The organism is Mycoplasma tauri, assembly GCF_016925555.1.
In the GTDB taxonomy this organism is placed as follows: Bacteria; Bacillota_I; Bacilli_A; order Mycoplasmatales; family Metamycoplasmataceae; genus Mycoplasmopsis; species Mycoplasmopsis tauri.
Genome location: NZ_CP070479.1, coordinates 512,964 through 533,678, shown reverse-complemented (window position 1 = coordinate 533,678; position 20,715 = coordinate 512,964). Strand labels below are relative to the sequence as shown.

General features: G+C 28.5%; 22 protein-coding genes. 9 read left to right on the top strand and 13 right to left on the bottom strand.

The features are described 5' to 3' along the window. Positions 1–77 precede the first annotated feature (77 nt). Positions 78–2,075 carry a S41 family peptidase gene (locus JS510_RS02290; RefSeq protein ID WP_205517148.1) on the top strand — a complete coding sequence of 666 codons (1,998 nt, stop codon included), beginning with the start codon at positions 78–80 and terminating at the stop codon, positions 2,073–2,075. 130 nt (positions 2,076–2,205) lie between these two features. Here the strand turns inward: JS510_RS02290 and lpdA are convergent, their stop codons facing one another. From lpdA to JS510_RS02265, 5 genes are all read right to left on the bottom strand, one after another. After that, the gene (gene lpdA / locus JS510_RS02285; RefSeq protein ID WP_205517147.1) at positions 2,206–3,768 is read right to left on the bottom strand and encodes a dihydrolipoyl dehydrogenase; all 1,563 of its coding nucleotides are present in this window, start codon (positions 3,766–3,768) and stop codon (positions 2,206–2,208) included. 1 nt (position 3,769) lies between these two features. After that, entirely contained in the window at positions 3,770–4,498 is a 729-nt protein-coding gene (locus JS510_RS02280) for a 2-oxo acid dehydrogenase subunit E2 (RefSeq protein ID WP_205517146.1), read from the bottom strand. Position 4,499: 1 nt separating this feature from the next. Beyond that, positions 4,500–4,703 (bottom strand): hypothetical protein, encoded by a 204-nt coding sequence (locus tag JS510_RS02275; RefSeq protein WP_205517145.1) that lies wholly within the window; start codon positions 4,701–4,703, stop codon positions 4,500–4,502. A gap of 109 nt (positions 4,704–4,812) precedes the next feature. Further along, positions 4,813–5,805, bottom strand: coding sequence for an alpha-ketoacid dehydrogenase subunit beta (locus tag JS510_RS02270; protein ID WP_205517144.1), 993 nt, complete (start codon positions 5,803–5,805; stop codon positions 4,813–4,815). Positions 5,806–5,862: 57 nt separating this feature from the next. Next, entirely contained in the window at positions 5,863–6,954 is a 1,092-nt protein-coding gene (locus tag JS510_RS02265; RefSeq protein WP_205517143.1) for a thiamine pyrophosphate-dependent dehydrogenase E1 component subunit alpha, read from the bottom strand. Positions 6,955–7,356: 402 nt separating this feature from the next. Here JS510_RS02265 and rpsF point away from each other — a divergent pair, with 402 nt between their 5' ends. The 3 genes from rpsF to rpsR are packed head-to-tail and all read left to right on the top strand — an operon-like array spanning position 7,357 to position 8,506. Then, on the top strand, positions 7,357–7,797 hold the full coding sequence (gene rpsF / locus JS510_RS02260) for a 30S ribosomal protein S6 (protein ID WP_205517142.1): 441 nt from the start codon (positions 7,357–7,359) through the stop codon (positions 7,795–7,797). Between the two features lie 13 nt (positions 7,798–7,810). Next, positions 7,811–8,188 (top strand): single-stranded DNA-binding protein, encoded by a 378-nt coding sequence (locus JS510_RS02255; protein WP_205517141.1) that lies wholly within the window; start codon positions 7,811–7,813, stop codon positions 8,186–8,188. Between the two features lie 12 nt (positions 8,189–8,200). After that, positions 8,201–8,506: a 30S ribosomal protein S18 gene (gene rpsR / locus JS510_RS02250; RefSeq protein ID WP_205517140.1), complete on the top strand. Its 306-nt coding sequence runs from the start codon at positions 8,201–8,203 to the stop codon at positions 8,504–8,506. A 109-nt stretch (positions 8,507–8,615) separates the two neighbouring features. On the opposite strand, the gene JS510_RS02245 is transcribed toward rpsR, so the two are convergent. Further along, complete coding sequence (locus tag JS510_RS02245; RefSeq protein ID WP_205517139.1) at positions 8,616–9,071, bottom strand: L-threonylcarbamoyladenylate synthase; 456 nt, start codon at positions 9,069–9,071, stop codon at positions 8,616–8,618. Positions 9,072–9,197: 126 nt separating this feature from the next. Continuing rightward, positions 9,198–10,259, bottom strand: coding sequence for a zinc-dependent alcohol dehydrogenase (locus JS510_RS02240; RefSeq protein ID WP_332873703.1), 1,062 nt, complete (start codon positions 10,257–10,259; stop codon positions 9,198–9,200). 206 nt (positions 10,260–10,465) lie between these two features. Between JS510_RS02240 and JS510_RS02235 the strand changes: the two genes are divergently transcribed. Then, entirely contained in the window at positions 10,466–11,197 is a 732-nt protein-coding gene (locus tag JS510_RS02235) for a DNA-processing protein DprA (protein ID WP_205517138.1), read from the top strand. Here JS510_RS02235 and JS510_RS02230 read toward each other — a convergent pair. From JS510_RS02230 to secG, 6 genes are read right to left on the bottom strand one after another with little or no spacing between them, the layout of a single operon-like run. Next, positions 11,184–12,020 (bottom strand): HAD-IIB family hydrolase, encoded by an 837-nt coding sequence (locus tag JS510_RS02230; RefSeq protein ID WP_205517137.1) that lies wholly within the window; start codon positions 12,018–12,020, stop codon positions 11,184–11,186. The two genes, JS510_RS02235 and JS510_RS02230, sit on opposite strands and share 14 nt — an antisense overlap. A gap of 12 nt (positions 12,021–12,032) precedes the next feature. Then, positions 12,033–12,317, bottom strand: coding sequence for a putative quinol monooxygenase (locus tag JS510_RS02225; RefSeq protein WP_205517136.1), 285 nt, complete (start codon positions 12,315–12,317; stop codon positions 12,033–12,035). A 15-nt stretch (positions 12,318–12,332) separates the two neighbouring features. After that, a complete protein-coding gene (metG, locus tag JS510_RS02220; RefSeq protein ID WP_205517135.1) occupies positions 12,333–13,880 on the bottom strand; it encodes a methionine--tRNA ligase in 1,548 nt (515 codons plus the stop codon). A gap of 2 nt (positions 13,881–13,882) precedes the next feature. Then, positions 13,883–14,659 carry a tRNA1(Val) (adenine(37)-N6)-methyltransferase gene (locus tag JS510_RS02215; RefSeq protein ID WP_205517134.1) on the bottom strand — a complete coding sequence of 259 codons (777 nt, stop codon included), beginning with the start codon at positions 14,657–14,659 and terminating at the stop codon, positions 13,883–13,885. 24 nt (positions 14,660–14,683) lie between these two features. Continuing rightward, positions 14,684–16,858 (bottom strand): ribonuclease R, encoded by a 2,175-nt coding sequence (gene rnr, locus JS510_RS02210; protein ID WP_205517133.1) that lies wholly within the window; start codon positions 16,856–16,858, stop codon positions 14,684–14,686. A gap of 5 nt (positions 16,859–16,863) precedes the next feature. Beyond that, positions 16,864–17,103, bottom strand: coding sequence for a preprotein translocase subunit SecG (gene secG, locus JS510_RS02205; RefSeq protein ID WP_205517132.1), 240 nt, complete (start codon positions 17,101–17,103; stop codon positions 16,864–16,866). A gap of 384 nt (positions 17,104–17,487) precedes the next feature. Here secG and gmk point away from each other — a divergent pair, with 384 nt between their 5' ends. From gmk to rsgA, 4 genes are read left to right on the top strand one after another with little or no spacing between them, the layout of a single operon-like run. Then, positions 17,488–18,084: a guanylate kinase gene (gene gmk / locus JS510_RS02200; RefSeq protein WP_205517131.1), complete on the top strand. Its 597-nt coding sequence runs from the start codon at positions 17,488–17,490 to the stop codon at positions 18,082–18,084. 2 nt (positions 18,085–18,086) lie between these two features. Beyond that, positions 18,087–18,878: a PP2C family protein-serine/threonine phosphatase gene (locus tag JS510_RS02195; RefSeq protein ID WP_205517130.1), complete on the top strand. Its 792-nt coding sequence runs from the start codon at positions 18,087–18,089 to the stop codon at positions 18,876–18,878. Then, positions 18,862–19,866, top strand: a complete 1,005-nt coding sequence (locus JS510_RS02190; protein WP_205517129.1) for a serine/threonine-protein kinase — start codon at positions 18,862–18,864, stop codon at positions 19,864–19,866. Before JS510_RS02195 ends, JS510_RS02190 begins: the two co-directional genes overlap by 17 nt. Positions 19,867–19,881: 15 nt before the next feature. Continuing rightward, positions 19,882–20,715, top strand: coding sequence for a ribosome small subunit-dependent GTPase A (rsgA, locus tag JS510_RS02185; RefSeq protein ID WP_205517128.1), 834 nt, complete (start codon positions 19,882–19,884; stop codon positions 20,713–20,715).

Sequence of the window (20,715 nt, the reverse complement as noted above, 5' to 3'; positions counted from 1 at the left end):
ATCTTTATGAGCATGTTTTACTATATGAATAAACAATTTAGTAATATAATAAATTGAGTTAAATTAGGAGATTTATTGTGCCAAAAATAAAATGAAAAAGTAGTTTGATTGTTATTAGTTCTGCCATTTTGCCAGTTACTGTTTCTGCTTCATGTTTTAGTAATCAAAAATATACAAAATCAGAGGATAATCCACATTCAAAAAATAATCAAGACATTCAAACTGCTTCAAGTAAAAATGATGAAAAAACTCAGATTAAGACTATAAAAATAGATGGACCTACAAGGGAAAAAAACAATATATTTGATGATAAAAAGAATACAAAACCAAAGTTAGAAACATCAAAGACTCAAAAAGATATTAAAAAACAGCCAATTGTAAAAAAACATGTAGATCAAACAAAAGAAAATACATTAGACGACATTGGAGATGTTGAACTTAAGTCAATTTATTCAGAACAAAATTCTCCAGATAATTTTGTAACTGTTAAGCTTTTTAGACATAAGAAAAATCAAGATACTTATGTTGCTTTTGACTTTATGGCAAGGCTTATCAATGACCACTTTGATATTTCAATTTTAAACAATAAAGAGTCAAATGCTACTAGTTTAAAATACAAAATTAACAACGACAATATGCTTATTTTTGATGAAAAAAGTGACAAAATCAAATATATGTATCATAACAATTTGTATTTGAAACCTACTTTTTCAAGCGTTGAAAGACATCCAAGATTAAAATTTGAACATTGAAAACATGTTTTATTAGACGATAATTCAAAATTGAGAGAAATTGATTTAGGCAAGCACAATATAGATTTAATTGTAGATAATGGTCAGGTTTATATACCTTTCTCAGTTCTTAACTTGATCTTCTTCTCAAATAAGTATTTTAATTTGCAATATAATGGAAGTGAAATCAGAATAACTGATTTTAATTCATCTAGAATTTACAAGGATAGAATTCCTGATTTTAGAGTTTTTTATGATAAAAATAGATATAAAACAGAAACCAAACAACAGAGAATTAATAACTATAATTTTTTAGCATTTATGTTTGACTATTTTTATGGCGTTAATAATGATCTTTATCGTCGTAATGGTGTTAAAAACTTCTATGAATTATCTGAAAAAGTAAACTTAAAAGAATCATTACTAAGCACAAATTTCGACATTTATAATGAAGCTTATAAAAAATTATGATATGAAGTTTTAAATGATTTACATTCAACACTGGTTTCTCGTTCATATTATAGGAAATCAGAAAAATTATTTCAATCACTAAGCGAGCAATTTTTATCAAAAAAATATAAAAAATCAAGTGAAGTTTTATCTAAAATTAAAAAAATGAGAGGACAAACCATATCGCCTAATGGTTATAACTATAATGAAAAAATTACCCACATTATAGGTGATACGGCTAGAATTATGTTTGATGAATTTCATCATTTGCCTAGTTCACAGATTCCAAGAGAACAGTGACCATTTTATGATTCATTTTATTTATTTAAAGAAGCAATTAATAAGATAAGAGAAGATGATGTAGACAAGAAGGTGAAAAATATAATTATTGATATTTCAACTAATGGTGGTGGATCTTCTTTAGCTATGCAACAAGTTGCCGGGTTTTTAAGTAATAAACCTATTAATTTGTACATATTTAACACATTATCAAATCAATATACTGATATGAGTTTTAGAGTTGACACAAATGAAGATAATAAATATGATGAAAAGGATGGATTCCCACAGTATAATTGATACATTTTAACAGGTATAAATACTTTCAGTGCTGCAAACTTATTTGCCCATTGAGCAAAAGAATCTGGAAATGCAAAAATTATTGGGAATAAAAGTGGTGGTGGAATGTACGCAATAATGCCTACAGTACTTCCAGATGGAACAAATGTAAATATTTCAAGTATAAATGCTTGAACAGGTGGTTTAAAAGTAGAACCTAAACTAAAATCTCAAATGCCTTATACTGAAAATGGTGTCGATGTTGATTATGAACTTAGCTACGATGATTATTATAAAGATAATATTATAAATTTGTTAAGACCCCCTGTAAGATAGGATAAAAACCATTTTAAATAAATTGTTTATGTTTGATTTAATTTACCTGTTATATCACTAAACATTTATTCTTTAAAATAAAATGCACCCAAATTTTATTGGTGCATTTTATTTTAAAAAAATAATAATATTATTTTGTTTCTTTGCTATGTTCTGCGCATAGTTTCATTTCAGCAGATCTAGCAGCTTCTCAGATAATTTCACTGAATGTTGGATGTGGGTGAATTGTAGCTGTAATATTTCTTACACAAGCACCTTTTTCCATTGCAAGAGCAATTTCAGAGATATAGTCTGTAGCATTAGGACCAATAATATGTGCTCCTAATATGTGACCATTATCTTTTTGAACAATTAATTTAATGAAACCAACAGTTTTGTTAGCTGCTATAGCTTTACCAAGAAAACTAAATGGATATTTAACTGTAATAAAGTCATCACCATCCATTGTAGCTTGTTCTTCAGTTTTTCCAATAAAAGCAATTTCAGGATCTGTATAAATGCAACCTGGAACAGGTTTAACTTTTTTACAGTAATTAAATTCAGTATCTTCAAGAATGTGATGAACAGCAACAACAGCGTGTTGGTAAGCAACATGAGCTAACATGTTTTGACCAGTTATGTCCCCAATTGCATAAACATCTTTAATGTTTGTGCGCATGAAACGATCAACCATAACTTCGCCTCTTTGACCTAATTGATAGCCAACTTCAGCAAGACCATCTGAAACTGGTATTCTACCAGTAGCAATTAAAGTAACATCTGATTTAATTTGTTTTATTTCTCCATTTTGTTCATAAACAAGAGCATCATCAGAAGTAAATTCTGTGCTTGAAGCATTAAAAATAATGTCAATTTTGTTTACATTTTGCAAGTATTTTGTAATTTCTGCAACAACATGTTTATCAAGTCCAGGAAGAATTTGTCCTTCTCTTTGAATGATTGTTACTTTTGAACCAGCAGAAGCAAATACTTGAGCGAATTCAACACCTACAACACCACCACCAACAATAGTTAGTGTTTCAGGTAAATTTTTGTCATAGTTGATTCCTTCTCTAGAAGTAATTAAAGTACCACGTTTATAACCATCTGCAAATCCTGGAAGGTTTTCCATTTTTCTTTCGGTGCTACCAGTAGCAATAATAATTTTATTTCCTTTGTAAACTTTGTCATTTACAGTAATAACTTTGGCACCTAAAAACTTAGCTTCACCTTCTTCAATTTGTACTTTAGAGCCTTTCATTAACATTTTAACTGAACCTGAAATTTGGCTAACAACTTTAGCTTTTCTCTCATGCATTTTGGTTCATGTTTGATTTCTATCAATTTTAAGGTCTTCAAAGTTAGCTACAACACCATATTTGTTAGCATGAATAACAGTTTCTAAAGCGTGAATTGAACTTAAAAGAGTCTTTGTTGGAATACAACCAATATTTAAACAAACACCACCTCAGAATTCCTTTTCGACAATTAAAGTCTTAAGTCCAGATTTACCAGCTATTTCAGCTGCTAAATAACCACCAGGACCACTACCTACAATAATTAAGTCAAATTCAGCATCAACATGACCATTGTATTCTTTTCCTTCAGAGCTGAATACTCATTCATTATTTGCTTTTGTAGCACATTTGCTAGTAGTAGCGCATGAATTAGCACTTTGGCAACTTGTTTGACAAGTTTTTTTGCATTCTGACATATTAAAATTCTCCTAACACTTCAGGGTTTTCTAACAATTTAATTACTCTACCTTGGAATCTTGCCATGTCAGCACCGTCTACTCATTGATGGTCAGCTGCAATTGACATGAACATAACTTTAGAAGGTTTTACTTGACCTTCAACTAATTTTAGCTCTTCAGTAATTGCACCAGTAGCTGTAATTGCAACATCACCTTTATTCATGATTGGTGAACCGAACATAACTCCTGCTGAGCCAACATTTGTGATTGTAAAACAACCACCAGTCATATCAGACATTCTTAATTTCTTGTCTCTAGCTAAAGTTGACAGTCTCACAATTTCTTTTTGTATTTCAATAATACTTAATTTTTCTACTTCTCTAATAACTGGCACAAAAAGACCGTGAGGGGTATCAACAGCTATACCAATATTAATTGATGATGGGTAAACTGTAACTCCTTTTTCAGAATCTCATTTAGCTGCAAATGCAGGAAATTCACTAAGGGCAATCGATGTAGCTTTAATAATTCAAGATAAAAATGTTAATTTAACACCTGATTCGGCAGCTACTTTGTCTTTAACTTGTGATCTAAGGTTTCATAAATTAGTAACATCAGCTTTAAGTGTAAGTGAAACATAAGCAACAGTTTCCATAACTGATTTAAGGTTTTTTGCTATAGCTTTTCTAATTCCAGAAATAGGAACTTCTTTAGCTTCAAGTACTTGTTCCTTGATTATTTCGGCCATATTATTTTCCTTCTCTTCTTGCTTTGATAGCTCTTTCTCTTGGTGTAAGCTTTTCATCATCTTTTGAAGATAAAGTATTTTCTTTTTTAGATGATTTTTTAATTAATGTTGAAACATCAAACAATTCATTTGATACTTTAATTTGACCAACAACTGCTGGTGCTGAGTCTTCAGTATTTTCATTTTTTTTGTTTTCTTCTGTCATGTTTTTTCTCCAATAATAATAAATATTAATTATGATTTATATCTTTAATAAATAATAGTAGAAAGACAAAAAGCAAAGCCTTTTGTCTTTAACTAAAAAAGTTATTGAATTAACCTAACATTTCTTCGATAACTGTAGCAATTTTTTCTTTTGTAACCATGAAGTATGGTTCAAGACTTGGGAGAGGAACTGTTACGTCAGGTGCATTAAGTCTTCTTGGGGCAGCTAATAAATCATCGAATGCATGTTCATTAACACGTGTAATAATTTCTGTTGCAATTGAAAGAGTTTGAACAGCTTCTGATACAACTAGTAAACGACCTGTTTTCTTAACTGAGTTAACAATTGTTTCTGTATCAAGAGGTTTAATTGTTCTAAGGTCAATAACTTCAATTGAGTATTCTTTTCCCTTAGCATTTAAATCTTTTAAGGCTGCAATTGTTTCGTGAACCATGTGACCATATGTAACAACTGTTAAGTCATCACCTGGAATCATAACGTTTGCTTTACCAATTTCAACAGTATAGTGTCCAGCTGGAACTTCTTGTTTGAAAGCACGGTAAATACGTTTGTGTTCTAAGAAGATAACTGGGTCATTGTCTTCAATAGCTGCTAATAATAAACCTTTTGTGTCATAAGGTGTAGAAGGCATAACAACTTTAAGACCTGGAATGTGAGCATATAGTGTTTCTAATGCTTCTGAGTGGTGTTCAAGAGCTTTAACGCCACCACCACAAGGCATTCTAAATACAACTGGACAACTTAATGTACCACGTGATCTATTTCTGTAACGAGCTGTATTTGAAAAAATTTGTCCCATTGCATAGAATGAAAAACCTGAAAATTGCATTTCTGCAACTGGTCTTAAACCTGCTAAAGCAGCACCAGTAGCTGAACCAGCTATAGCAGATTCTGAAATAGGAGCATCTCATACTCTTTGGTCGCCATATTTCTTTTGTAAACCAGCTGTAGCACGGAAAACACCACCTTCAAAACCAACGTCTTCACCATAAACTACAACATTTTTGTCTCTTTCCATAGCGATGTCTAAAGCATTTGTTACAGCGCCTATGTTATTAAGTGAAATTTTTTGTTCGTTCATAATATTTTCTCCTTTTATTTATTTAATAAATTTTTATTTTTATCTATGAATTAATTATTATTTTTCGAATCTTTTGTTGGCTTCCATTTGTTCAACTAATTCAGTAGGTAGTGTTTCATATGTGTATTTGTAAATGTCTTCAAAACCTTCGTTTTTAAGAGATACAAGTGATGCTTCATAAGCAGCTTTAGCTTCTGCTTGAGCGTCTTCAGCAATTTTAGCTTTAAGTTCTTCTGTTAAGATACCATTGTCAAATAAGTATTTTTCAATACGGTGAATAGGTTCTCATTTTTCTTTTTCTTGTTCAAGTTCTTTTGAACGATAAACTCTAGGATCATCACTTGTTGTGTGTTGACCTTGACGTCATGTAACAAATTCAACTAAAACAGGACCATTTCCTTGTCTAATGTATTCATAAACTTCTTTAATTGATTCATAAGCAGCAAGTAAGTCGTTACCATCAACACGAATTCCAGGAATGTCATAGGAAGCAGCTCTTTGTGAAAGAGTTTTAACTTTGTAGCTATTGTGTTCAGGAACTGAAATAGCTCATTGGTTATTCATTATTACAATAGCAAGAGGTCAGTTACGAACTGATGCTAAGTTAATACCTTCATGGAATTCACCTTCGTTTGTACCACCATTACCAATAATTGTTGTAGCAATAGCGCCATTTCCTTGTGCTTTAAGAGCTGAAGCTACACCAGCACCTATTGAAATTTGTGAGGCAATAACAATTTGTGCAGGCAATACATTTGTGCCTTCTTTATATGCAGAACCTTGTTCTGAACCATGTCAGTAAAGATATACTTTTTCCATAGGAACGCCACGAGCTAGTTGAGTTGATAAAACACGATAGTGAGGTGTAAATCAGTCATCTTTTCTCATTGCAAAACCAATAGCTGTTAAAGCAGCTTCTTCACCAAGTGCAGGTGCGAATGTACCTAATCTACCTGTTTTTTGTAGTGTTAAAGCATAAAGGTCTCATTGACGTGATCTAATAATGTTTGTATACATAGCTAAAAGATCGTCTCTTGATGCAGATGATTGGAAATTTTTATCAATTAAATTACCATCAATGTCAAGAACACGAATCATTTCATTAGGGTCTGACATAACTAGACCAGGTTTAATGTATTTAAATTTCATTCTTATCTCCTTATTTATTAAATTTTTTGTAAATCTCATTTATTCTCATTTATTATAAATTTGAATATTTCTATTTTATATATTTATATGCAAGTCCAAGCAAAATGAAAAATAAATATAACAAATTTCCACATTAACGATTTCTTAATTATTAAAAGATAAGTCATTATTTCTTTTAAAAACAAAAAGCAAAATTTATTCTAGATTTAAAATATCCTCATAAAAAGGACATATTTTTTTACAAAAATTACATTAAAATAGCTTAAAAATACAAAAATAAATTTCATGCAAACAATTTTATTTTTCTTATATAATTTTAAATGAGTATTTTATTAAGACTTATATAGAGTTAAATACTCCTTGACCAAAATTATGGTCCTGATGTCCAAAAGGAGATGTTCAATGAACAAATATGAAATTATGTTAATCGTTGATCCTGCGGTTGACGCTCTTATGGCGACAAATGTAGTTGAATCAGTGTTTGACAAAAAATACATAAGCAAGGCTGAAAAAATGGAAAATACAACCCTTGCTTACCCAATCAATAAATCTACAAAAGCTCAATACATGATCTACAACCTTGAAGCTGAAAGCTCATTGATTGCTGAATTTGTGCGTAAAGCAAATATCGCTAAATTTATTTGAAGACATATGATAATCAACCTTGATAGCGAAAAAGGTTTTGGGAAATCTAAAAAAGCTTATAAAACAAGAATTGCTAAAGACGCAAGAACATTTTCAAAAACAGCTGGTACAAGACAATTAGTTGAAAATCTTGAAAAAGCAGTTTCAACAAAAAGTCCAAAAACAGCAACTGTTAAAAAACCTGCTGCAAAAAATTAATTAGGCATTAACTATGAATAAAGTTTTACTTGTTGGTTGAATTGCATCTGATATAAAGTTGGAAAAAACGAAAAGTAATGTTAAGTATGCTCGTTGTAGTATAGCATTGCGGAAACCAGGTTTAAATGATTATGTTGATTATATTTCACTTGTTGCATGAGACAAAATTGCTGAATATATGCAAAAAAATATAAAAAAAGGGTCTCTTGTTTCATTAGAAGGAGCATTATCAACTAATCAATATAAAATTGATGAAAAAATTGTTAAACAAACAAATGTAGTTGTAAAAAGTATTAATTTACTAATCAATAACAGAAGCAATGATAACCCAAGCGTAAATGATAAAAATGAATTTGATCTTGAACAGGATATTATTCTGATTGAAGATTAATTAAGGAGAATTATGGCTAACTTTAAGAAAAACAAAAAAGGCAGAAGTTTTAAAAGAAGATGTGAACTTTGTGAATTAAGAGTTGAATATGTTGATTATAAAAATGTTGATTTCATTTCTAAATTTATCAATGGTGTAGGTCAAATTAAAGCACGTTCAAATTCTGGAAGTTGTGCAAAACATCAAAGAAAAATTGCTAATGCAATTAAAAGAGCTCGTTTTATGGCGCTTATTCCATATACAATGGAACGTATTCGTGTATTATCAGCTCCATCATCAGCTGTTAAAAAAGAAGCTGCACCTAAAAAAGCTGCTTAATAAAATAATGCTTTAACTACTCTTTTTGAGTAGTTTTTTTATTTAAAAAAAATAAGAGAGTTGGACTCTCATTTTTATAATATGGCTATAAAATAGGAAGATAAAAAAATTATCTTAATCATTTATTAGTATCTAAATCAAATATTTTGCTAGCTTCTTCAGAACCTTGTCCAAAGTTATATATATTTTTAACAGTAGGGAAAATTTTATGAGCATCCTCTATATTAATTGGTTCTTCGCCAGATATATTTGCGCTAGTAACATACATTGGACCATTTTTAGTTAAAAATTCACATAATTTATCATTATTAGGCATTCTAAAACCTTGATTATTAATAACAAGTGAATAAGCTCCAGGTCAATATTTAAGTGCAAATTTATCTGCTTTATCATTTCATTGTTTAAATTTTCTAGCTTGTTCAATTGAACCAACCAGTATCATAACTTTTTTGCTTAAAGGCCTATTTTTAAGGTGATAAATACAATCTAATGTATTTTGATTAACTGGTCCACCAAGACCTGTTACGGTGTCTGTTGTACATATAAATATTTGATCAAAATCCATTTTTTTCTCCTTTAAGTATTTTACTCATTTTACTACTTTATTTTTAATTTAACTATTCAATAATAAAACATTTTTTAAGCTAATAAAACATAAAAAAATCTGGTGAAAATACCAGATTTTTTTTAACTATTTTCTAAAATCGATAACGGCACGACCAAGAAATTCGCCTTTTTGTAATTTATCGAAAATATCAGCAACTTCATCTAATTTAACAACTTTTGTAACTTCAGATTTAACCTTGCCTTCTGCTGCATATTCAAGAGCTTCTGCAAGATCTTGTCTTGTACCAACAATTGAACCAGCTAATTCTCTTTCAAATAATACTGATCAGAAAATTGACACTTTAAAGTCGTCTTTACCAAATTTATCTTTTGCTGGAAGACCAACTAGTACTTGTCTACCACCTCTACGAAGCATAGCCATACCTTGTTCAGCTGCTGAAGGATGTACTGAAGTGTTTACAACAGCATGTACACCACCATTTGTTTCTTCTATAATTTTATTGATAAAATCAGGATCTTTAGCTGAGTTATGTGCAAATTCTGCGCCTGATTTAAGAGCCAATTCACATTTTTCATCTGCTAAATCGATACCTATAGCTCTATAACCCATAGCAACTGCATATTGAATAGCTATTTGTCCAAGCCCTCCAACTCCAATAACGGCTACAAAGTTTCCTGCCTTAGATTTTGTTTGTTTTAACGCTTTGTATGTTGTTACACCAGCACATACAACTGGAGCGCCTGTAATTAGATCAAGTTTTGAAGGTACAATACCAACAAAGTCTTCATGACCAATTGCATATTCAGCAAATGATCCATCTTTTGTGTAAGCTGACATGTTTTGATTTGGACAAAGTGTTTCTCTACCTGTTAAACAGAATTCACAATATCCACATGCATCATGTAATCAAGCTAAACATACTCTATCACCAATTTTTAGTCTTGTACATCCTTCACCAAGGGCAACAACCTTACCAATACCTTCATGTCCTGGAATAAGAGGATATTTAGGTTCTACCAATCAATCATAATTTGCCGCATGTAAGTCAGTGTGGCAAATGCCTGATGTTTCCATTTCAATTAATACTTCTTTGTATTTTGGTTTTGGAACTTCCACTTCTTGAATGCTTCATTTTTTAGGTTCTGTTACTACAAAAGCCTTCATTTTTGTTGGAATTTGTTTCATTTTTTTGAATCTCCTGTGTTAATTTTATAAATATGATCATAGTTACACATAATAATTTTACTACTTTGAAAAATACATATAATCACTTGGAACATAACTACTAATTGAAAATATGGTAATAAATACACATTTTTCCTATTTTTTTCCGTTTTTTTAGCAAAAATTTGTATTCAACAATTTAAAAAATGTGCAAAAAAGGAGACAAAATGAATGATTTGTTAATATATTTATCTATTTTATATACTGGAAACAATTTTGAAATTTACAAAGCTTTGAAAAATGGAAAGAAAATTGATATAAATTTAATCTCAGAAGAGATAAAAAAAATTAAGCAAGCAGGAGTTGAAACGCTTACTATATTTGATGAAAATTATCCAAAAGGGCTAAAGGAATTAAAATACTCACCATTTGTTATTTACTATAAAGGAAATATAGATTTATTAAAAGAAAACATGGTTTCATTAACTGGAGATGTTGATAGTGATCTAACTAGTGAAAATATAAAAAATACATGTAAAATTTTGGCAAAAAAGTCTGTTTTATTGACAAATAGTTTTAAAAATTTAGATGAAAAAATTATTAAGGAATTTAAAAAACATAATGCAAAAATAATATATTTGTTAGCAGAAGGGATTAGCAAAAAGTGAGATGAAATTGATAAAAAAAATGAGCTTTGCATAAGTATTTATCCACCCAATGCTCATCCTAAATTAAAGTATTTCAAGGAGAGAAATGTTCTAAATGCAGCTTTATCAAACTTTTTGATAATTTTTAGCTCAAAGAAAAATTCGGGAATAATTAATTTAGCAAATTGTTTTGCAAATATGGGCAAAGAGGTTTATTGCTATCCAAGCATAGACTATGAAGATGGCAACAATTTTCTTATAAAATCTGGTGCAAATTTGCTAACACATATAGGAGATGTTAGTTATTATTAATTATCTCGTTTAATTTATGTCCAATTGCTCCTGTGTTATAGTCCCCTATAACTTCATAAGCAACTTCTTTAGCATCACTAGTTGCATTTCCCATTGCATATCCAAAATGGGAATTCTTTAGCATTTCTACATCATTTCCTGAATCACCAAAAGCATAAATTGTACTATCTTTGAGATCATAAATTTCTAAAAATGCTTTTAAACCATTTCATTTAGAAACACCAAGAGGGTTAACATCTGTATAAATTGAATTAGTTAGATAAACAGAGTATTTATTTTTGAATAAATTGTCAAAATATTTGGTTGTTTCTGGTGCAATATGTCTTGGATTTCTAATTGCAACTTGGGTAATTATGTTATTGGGATCATTGGCAACTTTATGCATTGTTTCATAATTTGAAACATTTACTCTACTAAAGTCCATTATATCTTGCCCTTTAATTCAAGAAGGCAATTCACCGGAATCATTTTTTGGGATATAAGTTCCATTAAAATCAGAAGTATCAAGTGTTATAATTAAATTATTATTCTTTGCATATTCATACATCAATTCAAATACTTCTGGATTTAACTTTCCAACTATTTTATAGGTTTTTTTGGCAACGTCATAAATTAAACACCCATTAGAACAAATGAAAAAATCAATACCCTTGAATTCATCTAAAAGAGGTAAAACTTTGATTAGCCCGCGTCCTGTGTTCAAAACATTAATACCATGTTTTTTATGAACTTCTATAAATGCTTTTTTAGTGTCTTCATGAACTTTATTATTGCTCATTAGTAAAGTTCCATCAAGATCATATGAAAATATTTTTGTTTTCATAAATCTCCTAAATTAAAGTGTTGTATTAAGTTTTTCAACTCTGGAAGTGTATTCAACAAAAGATTCTAGTTCTGATGAAATTTTCTTTCCAAATTCACTTTTTATAAAATTATTGTAAGCATTTTGATTACTTCATCTTTGTACAACAATGATTGTTTTTTCATTTTTTCAACATAAATCAAATGATAAATTTAAAGGTTGTTTCTTAATCATATCAACCCATTTTTTCATAAAATAAATAAAATCATCTTTGTGTTCATTTTTTAAAACAATTTCAGTATAAATAATGTATATCATATTTGTTCCTCAATTTTATTTTTTAATTCTAGAGTATAGAATAAATTTATCAGTCATTTTGTGATTATCAAATTTCTTCATATCTGTGATTTTATCAAGTTCAAAAGTTTCAACATTCAAAGCTTTTGCAACATTTTTTATTTGTTCAGGAATAACAATTTGCAATCCTCAAGATATTGCATAAATTCCATGAAGCAATCTTATAAGAATTGATTCTAGCTCATCTTTTTCAGAATCATTTTTTAATAATCATGGTTTTAATTCATCAATATATTTATTTAGTGCATCAGATAATTTCATAGCAGATGATAAAGCTTTATCAATTTTAAAATCTTCCATAAATGAAATAAAATTATTGCTGAATGATTCAATTTTTTGTTCAATATCAATATGTTCTTTTTTGCTATTTTTTCTATAAAATAGGCCATTTGGAAATGAGTTAGAAATCATTTTTAAAGTTCTTGATATTAAATTCCCATAATTATTAACAAGATCAGAATTCACTGTATCTATTAGTTTTTCTTCACTAAAATTACCATCTTCACCGAATATTATTTGAGATGTTAAATAATATTTCACCATTTCATGATCATACTTGTTTAGAAGGTAATCTGGATCAATTACATTATTAAGCGATTTTGACATTTTTCTTCCATCTTTATCTCTAAGCAAACCATGAGCATAAATTTTTGATGGTATTTTTATGTTGAGCGCCTTACAAAAAATAGGTCAATAAATAAAGTGGAATCTAGAAATTTCTTTACCTATTATATGTATTATTTCATTTCCATTTTCTCAATATTTTATATAGTCCTGACCTTTATTGTTTGGACTATAGCCTAAAGCTGTTATGTAATTAAATAAAGCATCAAGTCAAACATACAATATGTGCTTTGAGTCACTTTTTACTGGAATTCCTCATTTTATGTGTTGGCGAGTCACAGATAAATTTTCAATTCCTTCATTAATAAAATTTTTATTAACTTCAGAAAGAATTTTTTGAGGACTTAGGAAATCTGGATTTTCAACAATTTCGTTTTTTCATCATGTAATAAACCTATTGATATCAAAAAAGTAGCTATCTTCAGAAACATTAATTAATTTATGTCCGCTTACTGGGTGAAAAAACTCATCATCTTTTTTTGTGGCTTGGCTTTCAGTTAAAAATTCTTCATCTTCTACAGAATATAATCCATTATATTTATCTCTGTAAATAAGTCCTTTTTGTAAAAATAATTCAAAAATATCGCTTACTGATTCAATATGTTCAGCACTTGTCGTTCTGCTAAAATAATCATAGTCAATGTGTCATTTTTTTCATACATCTTTATAAGAAAGAACTAGATCATCAACATACTCTTTTGGGCTTTTATTATTTAATTTAGCTTTTTGTTCAATTTTTTGTCCATGTTCATCACTACCAGTTAAGAACTTTACATCATAACCCATTATTTTTTTGTAATTAGATATTGTTTTAGCAACAGTTGTGCAATAAATATGTCCAAGATGAAGTGGACCAGATGCATAATATATAGGAGTTGTCACAAAACAAGTTTTTTTCATATTTATTCCTCTCTTATTTTTATAGGTTTGTATAACTCTTTAATTGAATCTAAGTACTCATGATTATTTTTGTTTTTATTATCATGCAAATATAAATTAGGTAAAAAATGCACTCCCCAACCAGCTTGAAATCTACTTTCTACGAGAACAAGTTTAGGTTTATCATCAACTCTTGGTATTATAAATTGAACTCTTTTTGGCTCAAAATTGTATTTTCGCATTAGATAAAAACAGTCAACTAATCTTTCTGTTGGAATAACTAATGTTAAGTATCCTTTTTGATCAATTATCTTTGAAGAACCTAAAATAATTTGTTCCAAGTTCAATTTTATTTCATGTGTTGCAATTAACATTTGTTCATTAATTTTTTTGCTAACTTTTGATTTATCATAAACATAAAAAGGAGGGTTACATACTATTGAATGATATTTTGGTAATGAATTTTTAGTGTGCTTTTTATAAAAAACATTGAAATCTTGGCAAGTAACATTTATTGAGTTTTCTTTATTGTTCATTAAAACGTTTTTTATAGCTAAATTAGCTGCCTCTTCTTGTATTTCAATTGCATCAATCTTTAAGTCTTTACTTCTTTCGGAAATAAATATGCTTAGAGCAGCATTGTTGGTGCCAATTTCCAACATCCTTGTTATTTTTTTGTTCAAAAAAATAAAGTTCCCAAGTAGAATTGTATCAACAGAGTAATTAAACATATCCTTGTCTTGATAAATATATAAATTTGAATCAAAACCAAGAGAATTTTTTAAAATTTTTTTAATCATAATTATCTTTTTTATTTACATTTACTATTTTAAATTTTTATTGTTATTTGCTTTTTTATTTAAGTAATTATAGTAATCATCTACTAGAACACAATCAACTTTTCCGGTAGTTTCGTCTGCATTAATAATGACAACTCTAACTTTTTGACCCAATTTAAAATTTTTCTTTGGATTTTCTTTTGAATATAAAATTGTGCCGTGTTCATTAGAAACAAAATCACCATTACCAATATTAGATGCATGAATAAGCGCATCTGTTAAGTTAGAAAATTGGACAAACATACCAAATTTTGTGATGCTAAATACTTGAGCGTCAAATTCAGAATGCAATTTGTTTTTATAGTACTCAGCAAATTTTAGATCATTTACATCTCTTTCAAGTTGAACAGCATTTTGCTCTGATGTTGAATTCATAGAAGCTATTTTGTCAAGTTTTGAAGCAAAATCTTCTATATTTTTATTATTTTTTGGTTTAAATAGAAATTCTCATAAAATTCTATGCACAATAACATCAGGATATCTTCTTATGGGACTAGTAAAGTGGCAATAACAATCACTTGCAAGACCAAAATGACCAATATTATTAGGTGAGTAAACAGCTTTTTGCATGGTTCTTAAAAATAGCATTTTCAAAAAAGTATCATTCCTCTGTTCATTGATTTGTTTTATAACTTTTTGAAATGAAACAGGAGAAATTTTTCTTCTATCAAGATTTATTTTTATTCCGACTAGGTCTAAAACATTTAAAAAATAATCTAATTTTTCATCTCCTGGTGATTCATGAACACGATACATCATTGGCAATTTATTTTGAGTTATTCATGTAGCAACAGCTTCATTTGCTCTAACCATGAAATCTTCAATCATTTTTTCAGATTCGCCACTAGGTTTCACTTTAATATCTACAACTCTTCCATCTTTATCGAGCTCAATATCTGGTTCATCAATTTCAAAATCAATATAACCTTGTTTATTCTTGTAATTTCTTAAAATAGTTGATAATTCATACGAATTTTTTAACATTTCATCTAACTCTTTATTGTCAAATTTTTTATTTTTGTTAATAAAATCATTTACTCTTTCGTATGTTAGTCTATGCTTTGATCTAATTACAGAAGGCACAACATTAATGCTAATATTATTGCCATTTAAGTCTATTTTGCAAATGGCGCTAATTGTTAATCTATCCTCATTTGGATTTAAAGAACAAATTCCATTTGATAGTTTAAAAGGCAACATTGGGACAACTTTATCAAGTAAATAAATACTTGTTCCACGTTTAAGCGCTTCTTCATCAAGCGGTGTGTTTTCTTTAACATAGTAAGCTACATCTGCAATGTGAACACCTAATTCATAGGTATTTTCGTCAATTTTTTTGACATTTATAGCATCATCAAAATCCTTAGTACTTGATCCGTCTATTGTTACAATTAATTCATTTCTTAAGTCAAGCCTATTTGATAAATCCTCATTTTTAATTGAATCTGGAATATTTTTATTTACATAATCATAAACTTCAGTAGGAAAATCTTCTGGGACATTTCTTGTCACTTCCAGAGATTTAACATAAGCCATAGGATCATTAATGTTTGTTATTTTTTTAATGATGTCAATTTCTTTGAATTTATTACTATAGTCAATAATTTTTGCAACAACAACATCTAAAACTCTAGCTTCTGGAAGCATATTTCTAATCTTAAAATTTATATTTTTATGAGCAGCTTCAGTTGGTTTGAATGTCACGTAGCCTGTTGAATAGTCAAGAACACCCACAATATTTATGCATCTTCTTTCAATTATTTCTGTAATTTTTGCTATTTTTTTTGCATCGTTATTTGTTGTTATTGGTTCATAAACATTTGCATAAACAATGTCACCATTCATTGCTGTATTAAAATCGTTTCCAATAACAAAATACGACTCTTTTTCATTATTTAAAATATCACCAGTATCAACAAAGCCAAAACGCCCTTCACCAACTATATGAAATTCACCTTTGATAGTTTTAATTTTTTTAAGAGCAATATATGTAGAATCTTTTTTGTTATTTGAAATTAAATTTTGATCCATTAAAGAAAGCAAAGCTTTTGTTAGTATTTTATTTGAGTTAGCTGGGATTTTTAATTTTCTTGCTAGATTATTAAATGTTGTATTTGGGTTTTTCTTTATAAAATCTAAAATATTTTTTTGATCAATCATGATTATTATTTAACTGCCCAACAAATGATTGAAAGAAGCATTAAAAGTAGTCCACATGCTATCATTAATCACTTAAGGACTTTTTTAAATCCCCTTTCTTTTGAAGTTTTAAAAAGTTCTAAGTCGCCAGAACCAACAAGAGCGCCAGAGAAACCATTTGAATCTGGAGACATTAATAGCGAAACTATGATAGCAATTATTGAAATAATAGCTAAAAAAATTGAGATTATTGCCTTAGGTTCCATCTTCTACCTCTTATATAATTTAATTTTAATTTTTATATTATATATAAGTTTTTTGATGCATCAAATTTTTAGTAGTTTATTTTATTTAATATTTTGCTTTTTGTGCATATGACAATTTTTTATTAGTTATTTTATTAATTATAATAAAGTTCAATCATTTTATTAATTTACCTATAAAATAGGAGAATAAATAAATTTTAACTTCTTAAATATTTATTATTCAAAACATATTTAACTGTTTTTTATAATTGAATATTAATTATTTAACATTCAGATAAAAGACAAGCAATTGATTTTTTTAATATGAATAACATGTAAATTAATATAAAAATTAATATATTTTTTTTAAATAAAGTTTTTATTAACTAATATAATAATTAGACTATGAAAAATTTGAATGGAAGTAAGAAAAAAACAATAATCATTTTCACAGGTCCAAGTGGAGTTGGTAAAGGAACAATTGAAAAGTTTCTTTTTGATGCAAAAGAATTGAGACTTGCTTTTTCATGTTCTGCCACAACTAGAAAACCTCGTATTGGCGAAATAGATAAAGTGCATTATCTTTTTATTTCTAAGTCAAATTTTGAACAAAAAATTAAGGACAATAAATTTTTAGAATATAGTTATCATTTTGATAATTATTATGGTACTTTGTATGAGGAAATTGATAGGATTCACGCAGATAATAAAGTTCCTTTTTTAGAAATTGAAACTAATGGAGCAAAGCAAATTTTAGAAAAAGAATCTGTTTTGCAAAATTATAATTTGTTAACATTTTTTATCCTTCCACCAACAATTGACGATCTTAAACAAAGAATTCTTAATAGAAATACTGAGAGCGAAGATTCTATAAATAAACGTTTAGATAAAGCTATTGCAGAAATTAATGATAAACATTTATTCAAGCATATTATCATTAATGATGATGCAAACAAAGCAGCTTCTGAAATAATTAAGATAATTAAGGAAGAAGTAGAATAGCTATGGATTTTGGAAGAGTAAGCGATATTGGTACAAGAAGACTAGAAAATCAAGATGCTCTAGCAATTTTTACTAATGAAAATTTTATTCTTCTTTTGCTTTGCGATGGAATGGGTGGACATTATGGTGGTTCAATAGCATCAAGTACTACTATTAAAGTTTTTCAACAAGAGTTTGATAAAAGTTTAACCCAATATTTTAATTCTAGTGAAGTAGATTCTTACATGGAGTGAGTTAAAAACACTATAAATAAGACTAAAAAGGAAATGATTAGAATAAGTGACCATGATGAAGCAATGATGGATATGGGGACTACTGTTACAGGAGCACTTGTTAATTTAAGAGATAAATTTATTTTATTTTTTAATGTTGGGGACTCTAGAACATATGTTTTAACCACATTAGGAGAATTACATCAAATTACTTCTGATCATAATTATTTAAACCAATTAATTTCTGAGGGTATACCAGAAAGAGAGGCACGTAAATATCGTAATCATGTTGCGTTAACTTCTTCTCTTGGGCCAGATAAAAGAACAAAAATTGAATTTTTTACTGTAAAGCACGATGTTTTTAATCAAGTTTATTCAATTATTTCAACAAGTGATGGTGCACATGATTTTGTTCCTAAGCCATATATGGAAGGTATTTTAAAATCTGATAACAGTGCTGACATAATTGCTAAAGATATTGTTGAGTATGCTTTGAGAAATAATTCTACTGATAATGCAAGTTGTGGCATTGTTGTTCTTGATAATATTGCAGAATGGAGAAATAATGGCAATAAAATCTAATAGTAAAGTTTTTGAAAATTATAAGGTCTTATCAAAAATAGGAGATGGTGGTTTTTCTGAAGTTTATAAGGTAGAATCTTTAGAATCTAAATCGCCAGTTAAGGTTTTTTATGCTCTCAAATACTTTATTGTTAAAAATGGAGCTGATCCAGAAAGTACACTTAAACGTTTTAAACAAGAAATTGAAATAATGAAAAAAGTTAGATCTGAATTTTTTCCATACTATGTAGATTCTTACATTGATGATGTTGAGCAATTTGTTGTCATGGAATATGTTGAAGGTCATAATTTACGTGAACGTATTAAATCAAATGGAAGATTATTACCAATTACTGCTGTTGAATATGTTAAACAAATATGTTCTGCAATTCAAGAGCTACACTCCTGCGATATTATTCATCGCGATATCAAAAGCAACAATATAATTATTACTACAAACAATAACATTAAAATTTTAGATTTTGGCCTTTCACTTGATCCTGATAGTCAAAGATATACACAGGAGCAAAAAGTTATTGGCTCTGTGTATTACATGGCACCTGAATTATGTATAGCAAAGAGTTTGCCATCTTCTAAAAGCGATATTTATGCAATTGGAATATTACTTTATGAATTGCTGACTGGAGACTATCCTATAAAGGGTGCAAAACCACTTGAAACTTTAAAGTTGCAATCAAATGCACAAGTTCCGAAATTAACTTCAATAATAAATGCACCACAGGCGCTTGAAAATGTCATTATAAAAGCCACAGCAAAAGAACCTAACCAAAGGTATGCATCTTCTTGAGAAATGTACAATGATTTAAAAACTGTTTTCTCAGAAAAAAGAATTTATGAAAAACCATTAGATGCCAAGAAGATTAAACCAAAACGCACGTTTTCTGAAATAATAAATAGTAAAGGTTTTCTAATTGCTATGTTAAGCATTTTCGCAGCAGTAATTTTAGTAATAGTTATTACAATCATTGCTCTATTGTTTAATAAATAATATTTGAGGTATAAATTGAGAGGAAAAATTTATTCTATAAACGCTGGTAAATATTTTATAAAAGGTTTAGATGGTGAAATTCACATTTTGCCTGCTCTTGGTATTTTTAGACATAAAAACATATCACCTTTAGTTGGCGACTATGTAGATTTTGAAGAAGACAAATATCTTACAAAAATTTACCCAAGGACTAATGAGTTCATTAGGCCAAAAGTAGCTAATATTAATTACATTATTATTGTTATGTCATCAAAAGAACCTGAATTCAGTTCTTTTTTAGTTGATAAATATATGGCTTTCATTGAATGTCATAATGTTGAGCCAATTTTATTTATTACAAAAAGTGATTTAGAAAAAAGTAAATATAAAAAAATGTATGATGAATTAGGCTATAAAGTCTATGAAATAGACAATAAAGAAAAAAAATGAATTGAAAATATTAGGGCATTATTTAACAATAAATGTAATGTTTTAATGGGTCAAAGTGGGGTTGGAAAAACTACTATAATAAATACATTAACAAATAATAATTTTGACACGCAAGCAATTTCAAAAGGCGCTAATAGGGGCAAACATACAACTAGAATTGTTCAAATTGTCAATGTTTTTGATAATGGGGAACTTATAGATACACCTGGTTTTTCAAGTCTTGATATTAATTTCACTAAAGTTCAGTTAGCACAAAGTTTTAGACAATTCAAAGAACTTAGTAAGATTTGTAAATTTAAAGATTGCTTACACATGAACGAGCCAGAGAATTTTTGCAATGTAAAGTTAAATGTAAAAAATAAGATTGTTCCAGAGTTTAGATATCAAAATTATTTAAAATTATTAAATGAGGTAAATTAA